Genomic DNA, 15,254 nt, shown 5'->3' with positions numbered 1-15,254 from the left:
ATTAGTTATTTTCAATAGTTAATCCTTCGTGTGCAATTTCTAAGGTTTCGATAGCCACCTCATTCCCTTCAGCTTTCAGATCTGTTGATTGCAATTTAAGCGGGAATGCATTTTTCACTTTCCATGTTACTGCAGGAGCTCCTGTTTCATCCAGAAGGGAGATCGTGATAGATCTACGCTCTACTGTACTTAGCTGAATACTTTGGAACCAATCGAAATATTCGTTATCAGTTTTAAAAGTTCCTCTTTTTAAAGTGATGTTACTGAAAGTTTTCATTCCAGGCATCTTAATCTTACTGAAGTCAGGACTTGCGCCATGTCTGTATTCAATTAAAGCTGCTTCAACATTTAAACCGCTGACTTCCTGAAATCCTACTTTTGTTCCACCCCAATCTACTTCAAAGGCAAACTTTACTAATGGATATGTACTCATAATATTTTTATATTTAATTGTTATTTAATTGATTTTATGCTTCCTGTAATTTGTGTGAAAAACGTAACACGATAAATTCAGCAGGACGTACTGCAGCCATACCGATTTCGATGTTCATTCTTCCTTCTAAAATATCCTGAGCCGACATTGTTTTGTGCAGACCAACGCTTACGTAATAAGCTTCTTCCGGCTTGCTTCCTGCTAATGCACCATCTCTCCACTGCTGATCAAGGAAATTCTCAATCATCGCCTGTACACGAACCCATGTATTGGCAGTATTCGGTTCAAAAACGAAACGTTCTGTAGCTTTCTTCACAGACTCTTCTACCATGTTGAAGAATCTACGTACAGGTACATATTTCCATTCGTTACTGTTTCCGTCTAACGTTCTTGCTCCCCAGACTAATGTTCCTTTTCCGGTAAAAGTTCTGATCGCGTTGATTGATTTTCCTGCTACCGCATCTACGTTCAATCCTTCTTGCTCTTCATGAGAAATTTTCGCTACAGGTGCCAGTACATTGCTGATTGCTAAGTTGGCAGGTGCTTTCCATACTCCGGAAGTACTGTCTACTTTAGCATAAATCCCAGCCATTGATGAAGATGGAGTCAGTACCACTCTTTTAGAGGCAATGACTGTCTGAGCCTGATTGTATAATGCTGAACTTTTTGATTTCAACCACGCTAAATTGTTTTCATTCTGAGGCATTGTAACGTCTACAAGTGCTCCTGCAGCATTGATTTCTTTATAGCTATCGATTTTAACGTCTTTATCATCAAAGCTATAGCTTAACACTGTTTCTAATTTTGGATAATATGCAGCTCCATATTTTAATCCTGTAGCATTTACTCCGGCTCTAAAGGCAGCAGCATCTTCAAAAACATCCATAATAACGAATCTGTCTTTCAAGTCTTCTGCCTGATCCAACGCTTTATTGTAAAGTTTATAAGCATCTGCTCCTAGAACTTCAGCATCCGGGAAAACAATAAGCGTTGGTTCGTCTTCTTTTTCCAATGATTTTAATCCGAACCATAAACCGCCGGCAAGTGTTTCTGTTCCTAAGGCAGGAGTTTTATCATAATCTGCCACTGAAACGACATAACATGGGCCTCCACCATTGGCAAAGTACATTTGCATCGCATAATGCATTTTATAAGGACTTAGTTTGGCGTTGTCTACTTTTGCCGTTACCACAGTATCTTCAATCGAAATAGAGATCGCTGTTTTTTCATTTTTTGCTCCTCCAAAAATGGTTTCATATTCCAACATAGAAGAGATTCTTGTCGGTTCATTTCTTGGTCCTTTATCCGTATGTCCGATAAAAGCAGGGATAGCCGTTTCTACTTGTGCTACAGAGGGTGGGAATTTCGCAATTTCTTCTACGTAAACTCCAGGTGTTTTGTAATTCATTTGTTAAAAATTTAAAGTTAATATTAGTTATTTTCAATAGTTAATCCTTCGTGGGCAATTTCCAGTGTTTCAATAGCCACCTCATTCCCTTCAGCTTTCAAGTCTGTTGATTGCAATTTAAGTGGGAATGCATTTTTCACTTTCCACGTTACTGCAGGAGCTCCTGTTTCATCTAAAAGGGAAATCGTGATAGATCTACGCTCTACTGTACTTAGCTGAATACTTTGGAACCAGTCGAAATATTCGTTATCAGTTTTGAAAGTTCCTCTTTTTAAAGTGATGTTACTGAAAGTTTTCATTCCAGGCATCTTAATTTTACTGAAGTCAGGACTTGCGCCATGTCTGTATTCAATTAAAGCTGCTTCAACATTTAAACCGCTGACTTCCTGAAAACCTACTTTTGTTCCGCCCCAATCTACTTCAAAGGCAAACTTTACTAATGGATATGTACTCATAATTTATTTTTAATTTTAATTGTTATTTAATTGATTTTATGCTTCCTGTAATTTGTGTGAAAAATTGAGGACGATAAATTCAGCAGGACGAACTGCAGCCATACCGATTTCAATGTTCATTCTTCCTTCTAAAATATCCTGAGCCGACATTGTTTTGTGCAGACCAACACTTACGTAATAAGCTTCTTCCGGCTTGCTTCCTGCTAATGCACCATCTCTCCACTGCTGATCAAGGAAATTCTCGATCATAGCCTGTACACGAGTCCAAGTATTGGCAGTATTCGGTTCAAAGACGAAACGTTCTGTAGCTTTCTTCACAGACTCTTCTACCATGTTGAAAAATCTACGTACAGATACATATCTCCATTCATTGCTGTTTCCGTCTAATGTTCTTGCCCCCCAGACTAATGTTCCTTTTCCTGCAAAAGTTCTGATCGCGTTGATTGATTTTCCTGAGGTAGCATCTACATTAAGCAGCTCCTGTTCTTTGTTGGAGATTTTTACAGCGGGTACATCTACCAGGCTAAGCCCTAAATTAGCCGGTGATTTCCATACTCCGGAAGTACTGTCTACTTTAGCATAAACTCCGGCAATTGCAGATGACGGTGCCAGTACTACTGACGCAGACTGAATTGCTTTTTTAGCCTGATTATACATTTCAGAATTAGCAATCTTCAATTCTGCTAAAGTTGTGATACCAGATGCACCGGTAACTGAAATATCAGCATCTTTGAAATCATAGCTTAAAACAGTCTTCAGTTTTGGATAATAAGCCGCACCATATTTCAGACCTGTAGAAGTTACTTTGTCTCTAAAAGCGGCAGCGTCTTGAAGAATATCCATAATAACGAATCTGTCTTTTAATAATTCTGCCTGATCTAAAGCCTTATTATACAAAGCATAGATTTTGCCGATAGCAACAGAATTACCCGCTCTGGAAGTAACAAGACTGCTGGCAGCAAGAGCATCAGTCTCCATAGTAGAAGCTGTAGTAAAATCTGTTTCAAGAGCAGTAGCAACAGCCTGAGCAGCAGCCTTAACCGTAGCAACCGTAGCATTAGCAACAGCAGCAGCCACCTTAACTGCGGCTACAACAGCCTGACCACCCTTAGCACCAGCAACCTGTAAATCGTTAGGATTAGCAACATTAAACTCAGCTGCCTTAGCAACTGCAGCCGCAACTGCAGCGTCTACATTAGCCCCTGCAACAGCATCTGCAACCACACCTGCAATACTTTTAGCGGCAGAAGCAATATTTTTAGCATATACCGTTTTAGCAACAATAGACTGAGCATCAGCAACATCAGCAGCAGAAGGAGCTAAACTTTGAAGATCCGGGAAAACGATCAGGGTAGGTTCGTCTTCTTTTTTTAGTAATTCAAGACCTGATAAAAAAGCTTCTGCCGGTGTAGGAGCACCTACAGCCTCTGGACTTTTATAATCTCCTACAGAAACAATATAACAAGGACCTCCACCATTGGCAAAATACATCTGCATGGCATAATACATTTTAAAGTCGCTTACCTTAGTTGGAATTGCTGTTGCAACACCATCTTTGAAAGCTACAGCGAAGATTTCAGGGTTTGCTTTTCCAAAAATTTCTTCATACTCCAACATCGAAGCAATTCTTGTTGGTTTATTTTTCGGTCCATCCGCTGTATACCCAATAAAAGCAGGGATAGCCGTTTCAACTTGCGCTACGGAAGGGGGAAATTTTCCTTGTTCCTCCACGTAAACTCCAGGGGTTTTGTAATTCATTTTAAAAAATTTTACGTTAATATTAATTATTCCTCGAAGTAAAACTTCGGGTATTTATTCGTGATTGATTTATTGATTTTATCTTTCTAGAACTGTTGTAATTTGTGCGAGAAGTTGAGTACAATAAACTCTGCAGGACGCACTAATGCTATTTTAAGGTCTACATTCATTATAGTAGTTCCTTCTACTCCTTTCACTGTTACTTCATAAGCTTCTTTCGGAGTACTTCCTGCCAATGCACCTTCCATCCATTGCTGGTTAAGAAAATTTTCCAGCATTGTTTTTGCCCGTAACCATGTGTGAGGGATATTAGGTTCATTCATAAACTTGTTGAGGGCATCGTTGACCGATTGTCTGATCATATTATAATAGCGGCGTACATGTACATACTTCCATTCGTTATCTTTCCCTTCATCATTTTTATCTTTTCCTTCAAGCGTTCTGGCTCCCCAGATTAAGGTACCTTTTCCTGTAAATGTTCTGATCGCATTGATGGATTTCCCGAAAGCATCTATATTTAAAGCAGCCTGCTCCTGATCTGAAATTTTTTCTGTCGGGGTAATAACGTGGCTGATATTGATATTTGCCGGAGCTTTCCACACTCCTCTTGTGCTGTCTATTCTGCCATATACTCCTGCTATTGCTGATGATGGCGGTAAAACAACTTTTAACGACTGCATTTCTTTTTTCACCTGATTATATAATGCCGAATTGGATGATTCCAGATTTTTAAGGGTAATCCCATCTGCATCTCCTTTTTCGTCTTTTACCCCGAGAATTGCCGTTTTTAAATCAGTAAACTCTCCGGTGAAACCAGGTGCATTTTCATCTGAGCCATCAGGGACCATAAAATCATCTATTGTTCCGTCATAAATGGCTTCTAATACAATCTGTGCCTCAGAAATTGCTACGGTTAAAGCATTTTTTTTATCACCTGCATCTGCATTTTCATTCACTTCTTCTGCTATCGCAATAGCCTGCCCTAATAAATCGGCAAGGACGTAAGCATCCGCAGATCCGGTTGAGATTTCGGCACTCGCCAAACTTTTTAATTCATCTAAAGCAGCAGTCTCCCCAGCGTAAAAAAGAGCACTTCCTTGTCCTGCTTTTTGTAAACCGGCATGTACTATAGGTGTTTTAGTCTCATCAAAAGTATAATTCAAAATGGTTTTTAAGTGAGGAAAGTAAGCGGCTGCATGATTGGTTGGGTTTACTTTATTTCTAAAAGATTCAATCGTGGTAAGATTGTCTGATTGGATCACAGAATTTCCGTAATAGGTATCCAGTATAACAAATCTGTTTTTAGTCTCATCTTTAGCTTTATCAATAGCCTGATTGTAAATGCTATAAAACTCAGATTCATTGGTAAGCGAAATAGCATCAGGGAAAATAATAAGAATAGGTTCTTTAATTTTTTTATGATCGATTTTAGCCAGTCCCGCTTCCAATGAGGATAATTGTACTTGTACTGATGTATAATCCCCTACAGAAATGATATAACACGGTCCTCCGCCATTGGCAAAATACATTTGTAGCGAATAATACATTAAAAATTGTACCTGAGGTGCTACAATAGTTGCTCCTTTGCCTTCTACATCCTGTAGCTGGATATTCTCTTCTTTTGCTTTTCCAAAATATTGCTCATATTCTAAAAGAGAACGGATGATGAATGGCTCATTATACCCAACAGGGAGTAATTCGGTATACCCAATAAATACTGGCATAGCCGTTTCTATGTAGGCAACTGAGTATGGAAGTTTCGTAATTTCTTCAACAGAAACACCTGGTGTTGCTGGATTTAACATGTTCAAAAGTTTAAAGGGTTATTAGTTTTTAGTTTTTTAGTTTTTTACTTTTATGATTAATCAACTTTAATACTCTGTATATTAATGTCATTAATTAATTTAACAGGAACTACCTCCTTAGCTGCAATTTTTATCACACTGATTTTATATAAAGCGGAAGGCATTATTTTTCCGCCTAATAAGCCCCATACGTAACTTAGCTGTTCAAAGGGAATGGAATGCAGTTCAATTCTGAAGCTGAAATTATTTTCAGGCTCAAGGTCAACATACTCCAGAACATTCTTAGCCTGAAATATCTCAATAACTTTTGAAATACTCAGTAAAGATTTGCTGTACGTACTTCTGTTGGCAGCAATCATTACATATAGATTTAAGTAGGCAGGAGTACTTTCCTTATCATATCGGACCGGATTGTTTTCCACTACAACCGGCTGATACCTTGATCTGTTTTTCAATGTTGATTCTTCCTCAATATTGAGCAGACTAATTACTACTTTGTTACTAAGTCCTTCAGTGTTTTCATCATGTTTTGCGATGTCATCAACGATAGCAATTTCAATCTCACCAGGAACGTTAGGATCCCATAAACCATCCGGAGCATTTAGCTGATTTTTTAAAACTGTTAATACTTTATTAATCATAATTTCTGTTCTTAATTATTATGGTGCAAACATACAATCACCCCCCGTCAAAAGACAAATATTTTGGGCGCTCAATACAGTCTTTGCAGTAAATAGGATTTTAATTCTTATCAAAGAAAACTAAAAACAACACCATTAATTCACTGAAGATAAATGCGTTAAAAACGACATTTAAAAATAAAATTCTAACCTGAAGATTTTTATCCTTTAATGATGGTCAATTTCAGTCTGCCAACTGAGCTTTTATTCTGTTTAAAAAGTCCATTGTATTTCAACCTAAGATTATGCCTTAATGAAATAGTTGTTTTTAGTGGTTTCGCATTTTTTGAATGGTACGTATTCGAATATGGTGATTGATTTTCTAAAGTATAAGTTCACCAAAAAACATAGGCTTTCCTGATGAGAAAGATCAGCTTTTCTGCATCCGGTAATTTCCAAAAGGTATAAATCTGCATCCTTAGAATATAATTTTGTCTTTTACTGCAAAGACAGAATAGAGCGGCCTTATAATTCGAAAAATAGGATCTCTTCTTTCTAATTTTGACCCAATAATTTTAAAAACATTAATCATATGAACATTAAAAATCTTTTCAGTAAACGCAATGAAATCATTGGCGGTCATTTTAATGAACTACGTTCCAAATTGGGTATGGCAGATCAGAATGAAGAAGCTATTTTCTCTTTAAGGGAAGAAATTTGTAATGCATGTCCTCTAAAAAACGGTAACAATTGCAACGCAATGAAATGGCTTAATCCAGAGACTCTGGAAGTAATAGATGGTCCAAAAGATGGATTTGTAAGAGGCTGCGGATGCAGATTGAGTGCCAAGCAGAGATCAAGATTCAGTCTTTGTCCTGCAGGTTTCTGGGGTGGAGAGTTCGACAAAAAGTAGAACTGTCCGATGTTTCTCAATATTGTATCATTTAAACCTATTTAATGTGAAGCAAAATCATATCATTCAGAAAGTTTTTCTTGAAATTACCGTCAACAACAAGGAAAAGGCTCTTCGTATAAAAGACGATATAAACAGCTTTTTGTCTATTGATGTTTTTCCGGAAATAGAAAAACATATTAAGGCTTTAGAAGATAAGCTGGCTGGTCATACCCTGCAGATTCCCCGTTTAGAATTAAATGTGGAAGTAACAAGCAGCGCATTAAATACGGAGTTAAAAGGTCAAATAGCTGAACTCTTTAAAGATGAATTGTCGGAAATTACCAAACCCGTTGAAACTCCCCATCAGGTAACAGAAAGTGATGCTAAATCCTATCTGATAGACCATCAGGAAAAGATGCTCAAAGCATTGATCTATTTTTTAGAAAAAGGAACGATGCCCTGGTGGAGTTCGGAGAGCAATGCGATATCTGTTTTGGAACCAGCCGTTTTTGATCGCCTTATTTCGGTCGCCGGCTTTCAAAAAAGTATCATATCTGCTTTATCAAAAGAAAATGTCCGAAACCGACTTATCAATCAGTTTTCCAATGAACAAATTGCACAATTATGTCTGGCAGTTTTGAAAAATAAGAAACTGACCATCAACCTGGAGCCTGGTACAATACGTCGTTTATCGAAGCTGAGCCATGTGGATAGAAATGCAATATGGAATTTGGTCTTCAGTGTCATATCGGAGTATCTGAATACATCCGATAATCAGCCCCGTGAGTATCTTTTACAAGCAATTTCAACAATAGAACAGATTGGTTTATCAACAACAAACAATCATCAGAACAGGAAAACAATAGTTAAGATATTCCCTTTTATTACAGAAAATGAAATTTCTGAAAACATCAGAACGAATGCAGCGGGTCAACCTGAAAATGCAGGAACCTCAATAGAAACCATTCGGCAAAAAAATGCAATCATTCAGGAAGATGTAAATCAGAACGAGGGACAATATATTCAAAATGCGGGGCTTATTTTGATCCATCCATTCATCAGACCTCTGTTTGAACATTGTGAACTCCTGGATGCCAAAACCCAGCAGCTCATTGATCCGGAATTGTGTGCCCATGTATTGCATTATATTGCCACCGGAAAAACAAATGCTCCTGAATATGACATGATTTTTGAAAAATTCCTGTGCAATATTCCCATACATCAAACAATTAACAGACATATTAAACTTTCACGGAAGCATAAATCGCAGGCCAAAAAAGTTATAGAAAGTGTACAGCACAACTGGGCTCCCATGAAAAAATCATCTGTTGCATTACTACAAAATGAGTTCTTCCAGCGTACAGGAAAATTAGTCATCACGGACTCAGATGATACTCTTATTGTAGAACGAAAGACACAGGATATTCTTCTTGAAAAACTTTCCTGGGGAATTGGTCTCGTAAAACTCCCCTGGCAAAAAAAATTCATATTCGTAAACTGGTAATAACAGGTTACATTTTCTAAATACTCTAAAGCTTTCCAAATACTCTGAAGTTGCTGATTTTACATCAGCAATACCCTCACTGCAACCCTATTAATTCAAAATAAGATTATGAAATCTCCTAATAACCATGAACATTCACCATTAATAAAAACCACTATTAATGAAAAAACAGAAATAACCAATCCTTTATTTCAAGCCAGCCCTGTCAATCATAACTCTTTAAATGAAGAAATGAAATGGCTGCAATCGCTTATTGAAAAACGATGCAAAGAATTGTTTCTGGAAGATGAGACCGAGTTGAATATGGGCTACGAAATACCTGAAACTCCCGAATCAGATGACCAATCTCCCTATTCTGTTACAATAGAAAAACACCAGCTTACTGTTCTGGACAGAATTATCTTAGCGCTGGGCATTGCTTCGGCTCATTATCCGTCCGTCCTGAAAACATTTGTACAGATAGAAGAAAGCAGCAATGCTTTTGCTATTGAAGCAGGTGGTGAATATGATAGAATCAGCCGCAGTTTTAAACCAACATTTCAAACCGCTCTTTTTTTGCTGGCGGGTAAAGATTTATCACTGTGGTCTCAGTATGGTGCACAACTCGTCAATGGTAGTGTACTCTTGAAAAATGATATTATTTACAATCGTTCTTCAACAGAATTTATTCATGGAAAAATTGAATTGGATACCGCTTATCTGAATTATTTCTTATCAGGTCAGAAACCACAACTGGATCATGGTTCTTACTTTCCCGGCAGGCTTTACAAATCTGATCTTACCATGGAAGATATTATTTTGGAAGATAATGTCCGTGAACAGATAAAACCCATCGGACATTATATAAAAGCATTGGAAAACGGCTTTTTCAAAACCAATGAGCATAGCTTTAAACCAGGCTTTATTGCTTTATTCTACGGTACGCCGGGAACGGGAAAAACAATGCTTGCCGGAATTCTTGCCAACACTTATGGTATTGATATGTACCATGTAGATCTCTCACAGGTTGTGAGCAAATACATTGGTGAAACGGAGAAAAATCTTGAAGTGTTATTCAACAGACTGCAGGGTAAAAACTGCATGCTATTTTTTGACGAAGCTGACGCTTTGTTTGGGAAACGTTCTGATGTAAAAGATGCCCATGACCGCTACGCCAACCAGGAAGTCTCCTATTTATTGCAGCGAATAGAAAAATTTGACGGACTAACAATTCTGGCCTCCAATTTTGAAAACAATATGGATGACGCTTTCAAGCGCCGTATAGATGTTTCCGTCAATGTAATACGCCCTACAGAAACAACCAGAAAAGCCCTGTGGGAGCATTATTTGCCTAAAAACATAACTTTTGAAAGTAATGATCTTTTGCAACATTTGACCAAAGAATACACTTATACGGGGGCTAACATCCGAAACATTATGAAAAATGCAGCGATGGCACTGCATGACCGTAATGAAACCTGCATTACCTATTCATTAATAAGCACCTATTTAATGATAGAAAACGAAAAGGCTTTTGGAAAAAATCAATCCCGTCTCAGCCCATTTGTACAAAAACAAGAATAAAAAACTCATCTAATAACCAATAACATGAGCAGACACAAAAAGACATTTGCACCCAGGGCTGGCAGGTCCGGGAAGCAAAACACCAATAGTAAAGAGGATAAAGATAAGCATGAGCAAATCACCGATCAGGACAGCAAAATATCTCTCGCTAAAGCAGAAAGTACCCAAATAACATATGAACCTTTTAAAAACAGAGCATTCAATAAAGTAGAAAAAAATGCCTCTGTTATTCAATTATTTGACAAAGGGCAGCATATCTCAACGCTTCATAACGCCCTTAATAAATTAGGACATCAAACTCCTGAAAATAAGAATCTTTTCTGGAACGAAACCAAGACCGGAATCATCAACTTTCAACGCAAAAATAATATTAATACTTCCGGTACTCTTAATAGGGAAACCTTGCTGAAAATGAATGAAGCATTGAATTTCTTAAACAGTCGGAAAGAAGTTGGAATTCCTGTTTCTGAACGTGCAAAAATGCTGTACGAAGCCTTTGAGCACAGAACAATGGGGATTTTTGCAGGAACTGATGAAGATAAAGTTTTTATGGCTTTAGAAAAACTTTCCTATGAAGAAAGATACGAGCTTATTCAATATTATGACGCAACATACAAACCTAAAAGAAAAGTAGGTTTAGTACAGGATTTATATGAAGAATTAGGCAACAAAGACTTATTTAAAGCAATCCGGTTATTATATGCAAACTATGAAGAGCCACAACCAGTGCTGGAGCCAGAGCCGGCACATCCTGAAGGTGAGCTGCTGCAGGAAGTTGTGGTCACAGGTAAAGGATCATGGATTAAGCCTAAGACAAAGTATGCCATAGAAGGACAACCTATAGAGTTTGATTGTACCTATCAATATGAAACTCCTGTTATGTATGCTGAAGGAAACAAACCAAAAGTTCCGGAAGTTGTCCGAAAAGTATTGATCCGGAATAACGGCAGAGTATATAATCTGTTTGAATACCCTTTTAGAAAGGACACTAAAACATTCAGACAGGATGGAACGGCAATCAGCCAGTTTTCAATCAATACCCATCAATCAGGGAACTTTACATTTGTCTTCATCATAGAAAATACCCTAACAAAGGAATTCAGAGCTTATACCAAAGAATATCAGGTTAAGACCCTTGAAGAGGCGGCAGCGGGTGATTTGAAAAATAATAAAATTCAAAATTATTCAGATTTCAGACAACAGGTAGCTTTTATTGAGTTCAATCTTTCGAAAGGAGCAGCTGAAGAGCAGAAAAGCAATCCAAATTTCTTTATTAAATCCGAATCTAAAAACCCTGAAGAAGTTGGAAGTGTTTCTCCTAATCATATTCCACGTTTGTATTATTCGATTAAAGGACGGCCTATTCCTAAAGATCATCATTATTTCTGGTTTGCTGAAATCAATACTCCAAAAGAAATGGGAGTAGAATATGCTAAAAATGCGGATGTCTACGGTTATAAAAGAGGAGAATACTTTGGCCGTGATGGCTGGAATATGAATTCGGCTCAGACAACAGCTACTTTTGTAAACTCACTAACAGGAGTTTATACCATTCATTGTCTGGTATTAGACAAAAATAATAATCTGACAGGACAGGAAGCATCTTACCGACAGGTTATCTTACCCAAGGATGATTATCAGGCTCTAAAAAACATACGAGACTATAAGAAAAACATTGACAAAAGCTTTAATACCATTGCTCCCCAAACAGCATTAGCTATTAATGCCGTAGCCATCAATGAGGAAACAACAGAAACCTTGTCTCTCAATTTGTTTATAGGAAAAAGCAAAAAGAATCCGGGCAATTATGTATTAACAGATCTTACTCCAGGTGTACAGCATCAGCGTACTTATGAAGGAAATAATTTAAAAGATTTATTTGAAGAATTTGACAGCAGAAACACCTATCCGGATGGGATTCTGGCTTATGAAATTCCGTCCAATAGATTAGGTTATCCTACTCTAAAAGGAAATTTCACTACTAACGGGGCATCGTTCATGGAATCGCTTTCTACGGGAGCGGGTTGGGCTTCTTTAGGTTTCGCAGTAGCAGGATTGGTTGCTTCATTTACGCCGGCAGCACCTATTGCTCCTTACTTATTTATAGCTGCAGGTGCCACAGGTGCCACTTCCGGAACTGCCAGCATTATTGATAAAGTACAAAAAGGAACATTGACCAATGAAACCCTGACTTTAGATGTCATTATGATAGCTTCCAGCTTTTTAGGAATGGCAGGCTCATTGTCCAGCATCGCTAAGGCTTCCTCTATTATAAAATTATCATCAACAGGGATGCAGTATATCATTTTAACTGATTTTGCCCTTAATGGCACTGCTGCAGTGATGATTACAGTTGATGGCTTGGAAAGCATACAAGATATCCATGATAATAAAAACTTAACTACTGCAGAAAAAATAGATGCGATTGTTAAAATTTTAGGACAGCTGACATTAACTGCAGGATTGGTCATGCTAAGCAGTAAAAACTTAAAAGGAGGAGAATTAGAGAAACTGCCAAAGGTAAAAAGGCAAACCTCAAAAAAACCTTACAATCCGGAGCAGCATAGTGAGTTTATTGATACGCCTGAGAATTTAACGGGCGGAAAAATACCTAAAAATACAGCCACCAATAAACCGGCAGTACACGCTCTGGAGAATACTTATAAACAACCCGATTTTAATCAGTTCATGAAATCCGTTGAAACCGGTTTCCCATCTGATGAAATCGCAAAACAGGCTTATAATTTATTTAAAAATAAAAACTGGAAACAATTAGAACAATTATTTACGGATAAGAATCTCAATGAAAACTGGCCTCCGAACCGTGGGGCAACAAGTACCATAGAGGTTACCTTAAAAGAAGGAACTATTTTTGACAGATACGGCGGATGGATCGATGAAAATGGAGTTTTCCAGGATAAAGGAACCTTTGCAGGAAAAGATGGTACTCCTTATACAGACAGAGCTTTATCTAAAGGGACAGATAGTAAACCATATACAAGGTATAAAGTTCTGAAAGACATACCTCTAGTCAGTGAAGGGGAAATCATTCCTTGGTTTGGAGAAAAAGGCGGAGGTATTCAATATGAACTTCCGGTATCTATCAATGATTTAATAAAAGAAGGATATATAAAACCTATCGCTAAAACATCAAAAAACACTACTTTAGCTGAGTCAAAAGTTATTACAGAAGGTGAACATACATCAGGAATTAAAGACTTAGGAGAAGAAAGTACACCAATCAATAGCAAGGAAGAGGTAGTTCAGGTTGAAAAAATAAAAACCACAGGATATCCAGAGGACCAATTGACTTCAACAGGAAAAAACAAGCCTCCGCTTACTCCCGAAGAACTGCAAAGAGTAATTGATTGGCAGAACTATAGAAATAATTTCTTAAAGAAATGGAGAGATTTGGATTTTTCTCATCATTTGCAGGATTTAAAGAGAAAGCTTGAAAAAGCTCGGAACAGTATTAAAAAAAATCTAACACCAGATGATTTAGCTGCTGTAATTAAGGAGAAAAGAGGAGAGCAAATTTTAGATTCAAATGGAATTCCTTATGATCATCTGGCTGAAAATGAACAAGCAATGAACAGTATTATAAATGCTACGAAAGCTTTAAAAAGCCAGATGTCTAAAAATCCATTAAACTATCAGGAATTTGAAGATTTACTAAAAGATTTAAGTAAATTAAAAGAAGAAATAAATAAAACAATAAAAAATTAATTACAAATATCATGAATGTAAAAGAAATGCAGCAATTACTTGAAAATGAATCAGACGGAAACGAATTATATGATTTGTTAATAGATTGCGGAAAAAAATATTCTTGGACACCTCAGGAAAAAAACCAGTTAAAGAATACTATTGTAAAAATATGCGACGATCCCAACGAGCAAGCACGCAGTGCATCCATCAGAGTTTTGTGCTTTTATTGGGGAATGGACGAATTTAGAGATAAAGCATGGGAAATGTTTTCTTATGATAAAGATGACGACGTACGATCAGATGCCCTGATCAGTTGGGCAAACACATATCGTAAACAGAATAAAGCATCAGTTATGAAAACCCTTTATTCAATTCTCGAAAATAAAAATACTGAAGTTAATATTAGGGAAACTGCTTACCGATGTATATTTTATGTATCTCCGTTACCCCCTGAAAACAGACCAAACCAAATTTCAGACTGGGATCATTTTGATGAAAATGTAGATTGGAAGTTAATAGAAAAATTGATTTCAGAAGCACAATAATTTTAAATTGAGGCTTAAAGAACATATCCTTTAGTAAATTATTATATTAAATCTAAACTAAAAAAATATGATCAGAAAAAACGATATAACCAGGCAAAAATTATTTGATGGCGATGAACAAGAATGTCTAAAAGAAATTTTTGAAATTGAAAATCAGAAAATCAAATTGATTGATTTTTACAACAGTCCGTTAAGAGATTTAAAAAAAGAAATAGATGATGAAAGCTTTGAAACCATCGTCAAAGAAAGTCAATTTAATGTAAAAAATACTTTTATTGAAAAATACGTATCTGAAGAAGGATTAGAAGTTCATTATCTGAAAAAGAATGATGTGATCTGTCTGTTTTCATATGGAGAATTTCAACCCGGAAGGTATATGCTGTTTTTAGAAGGCATTTATCAATAAGTAAAAAATACAATCAGAGCAGATTATTTGAATTAGTCAATACTTAATCTGACAGTTATAATCAAATTAAATAACTTTAAAACAGATTAAGTATTATGACAACACAACAAAAAATTATCAAAAACAAGCTAGGCGTACTTGAATTAGCACAACA

12 protein-coding genes are annotated in these 15,254 nt (G+C 36.8%); 6 read left to right on the top strand and 6 right to left on the bottom strand.

Translation table 11 applies throughout. The features are described from left to right. Position 1 precedes the first annotated feature (1 nt). From A1704_RS06360 to A1704_RS06335, 6 genes are all read right to left on the bottom strand, one after another. Positions 2–433, bottom strand: a complete 432-nt coding sequence (locus tag A1704_RS06360; protein ID WP_034699490.1) for a phage tail protein — start codon at positions 431–433, stop codon at positions 2–4. A gap of 34 nt (positions 434–467) precedes the next feature. Beyond that, positions 468–1,841: a phage tail sheath family protein gene (locus A1704_RS06355; protein ID WP_062671653.1), complete on the bottom strand. Its 1,374-nt coding sequence runs from the start codon at positions 1,839–1,841 to the stop codon at positions 468–470. A 23-nt stretch (positions 1,842–1,864) separates the two neighbouring features. Continuing rightward, a complete protein-coding gene (locus A1704_RS06350; protein WP_034699490.1) occupies positions 1,865–2,296 on the bottom strand; it encodes a phage tail protein in 432 nt (143 codons plus the stop codon). A 36-nt stretch (positions 2,297–2,332) separates the two neighbouring features. Next, entirely contained in the window at positions 2,333–4,054 is a 1,722-nt protein-coding gene (locus A1704_RS24885; RefSeq protein WP_062671652.1) for a phage tail sheath family protein, read from the bottom strand. 86 nt (positions 4,055–4,140) lie between these two features. Next, complete coding sequence (locus A1704_RS06340) at positions 4,141–5,859, bottom strand: phage tail sheath family protein (RefSeq protein ID WP_062671650.1); 1,719 nt, start codon at positions 5,857–5,859, stop codon at positions 4,141–4,143. A 56-nt stretch (positions 5,860–5,915) separates the two neighbouring features. Then, complete coding sequence (locus A1704_RS06335; RefSeq protein WP_062671648.1) at positions 5,916–6,500, bottom strand: DUF4255 domain-containing protein; 585 nt, start codon at positions 6,498–6,500, stop codon at positions 5,916–5,918. Positions 6,501–7,071: 571 nt separating this feature from the next. Here A1704_RS06335 and A1704_RS06330 point away from each other — a divergent pair. The 6 genes from A1704_RS06330 (at position 7,072) to A1704_RS06305 (ending at position 15,100) form a co-directional block, all read left to right on the top strand. Then, positions 7,072–7,392 carry a hypothetical protein gene (locus A1704_RS06330; RefSeq protein WP_062671646.1) on the top strand — a complete coding sequence of 107 codons (321 nt, stop codon included), beginning with the start codon at positions 7,072–7,074 and terminating at the stop codon, positions 7,390–7,392. Between the two features lie 46 nt (positions 7,393–7,438). Next, positions 7,439–8,878, top strand: a complete 1,440-nt coding sequence (locus A1704_RS06325; RefSeq protein ID WP_062671645.1) for a contractile injection system tape measure protein — start codon at positions 7,439–7,441, stop codon at positions 8,876–8,878. 108 nt (positions 8,879–8,986) lie between these two features. Continuing rightward, on the top strand, positions 8,987–10,441 hold the full coding sequence (locus A1704_RS24840) for an ATP-binding protein (RefSeq protein WP_062671643.1): 1,455 nt from the start codon (positions 8,987–8,989) through the stop codon (positions 10,439–10,441). 24 nt (positions 10,442–10,465) lie between these two features. Further along, positions 10,466–14,167 (top strand): TNT domain-containing protein, encoded by a 3,702-nt coding sequence (locus A1704_RS06315; protein WP_062671641.1) that lies wholly within the window; start codon positions 10,466–10,468, stop codon positions 14,165–14,167. Positions 14,168–14,178: 11 nt separating this feature from the next. Further along, positions 14,179–14,694, top strand: a complete 516-nt coding sequence (locus tag A1704_RS06310) for a hypothetical protein (RefSeq protein ID WP_062671639.1) — start codon at positions 14,179–14,181, stop codon at positions 14,692–14,694. Positions 14,695–14,761: 67 nt separating this feature from the next. Continuing rightward, positions 14,762–15,100 (top strand): hypothetical protein, encoded by a 339-nt coding sequence (locus A1704_RS06305; RefSeq protein WP_062671637.1) that lies wholly within the window; start codon positions 14,762–14,764, stop codon positions 15,098–15,100. Positions 15,101–15,254 lie beyond the last annotated feature (154 nt).

Source organism: Chryseobacterium cucumeris, from assembly GCF_001593385.1.
GTDB lineage: Bacteria > Bacteroidota > Bacteroidia > Flavobacteriales > Weeksellaceae > Chryseobacterium > Chryseobacterium cucumeris.
This window is presented reverse-complemented; position numbering and strand designations above follow the sequence as displayed.

What these genes read in the sequence shown, in the direction of transcription:
- A1704_RS06305 (WP_062671637.1), top strand. Translation starts at nt 14,762, where the DNA reads ATGATCAGAAAAAACGATATAACCAGGCAAAAATTATTTGATGGCGAT.
- A1704_RS06340 (WP_062671650.1), bottom strand. Translation starts at nt 5,859, where the DNA reads ATGTTAAATCCAGCAACACCAGGTGTTTCTGTTGAAGAAATTACGAAA.
- A1704_RS06355 (WP_062671653.1), bottom strand. Translation starts at nt 1,841, where the DNA reads ATGAATTACAAAACACCTGGAGTTTACGTAGAAGAAATTGCGAAATTC.
- A1704_RS06310 (WP_062671639.1), top strand. Translation starts at nt 14,179, where the DNA reads ATGAATGTAAAAGAAATGCAGCAATTACTTGAAAATGAATCAGACGGA.
- A1704_RS06330 (WP_062671646.1), top strand. Translation starts at nt 7,072, where the DNA reads ATGAACATTAAAAATCTTTTCAGTAAACGCAATGAAATCATTGGCGGT.
- A1704_RS06315 (WP_062671641.1), top strand. Translation starts at nt 10,466, where the DNA reads ATGAGCAGACACAAAAAGACATTTGCACCCAGGGCTGGCAGGTCCGGG.
- A1704_RS06350 (WP_034699490.1), bottom strand. Translation starts at nt 2,296, where the DNA reads ATGAGTACATATCCATTAGTAAAGTTTGCCTTTGAAGTAGATTGGGGC.
- A1704_RS24885 (WP_062671652.1), bottom strand. Translation starts at nt 4,054, where the DNA reads ATGAATTACAAAACCCCTGGAGTTTACGTGGAGGAACAAGGAAAATTT.
- A1704_RS06360 (WP_034699490.1), bottom strand. Translation starts at nt 433, where the DNA reads ATGAGTACATATCCATTAGTAAAGTTTGCCTTTGAAGTAGATTGGGGT.
- A1704_RS06335 (WP_062671648.1), bottom strand. Translation starts at nt 6,500, where the DNA reads ATGATTAATAAAGTATTAACAGTTTTAAAAAATCAGCTAAATGCTCCG.
- A1704_RS24840 (WP_062671643.1), top strand. Translation starts at nt 8,987, where the DNA reads ATGAAATCTCCTAATAACCATGAACATTCACCATTAATAAAAACCACT.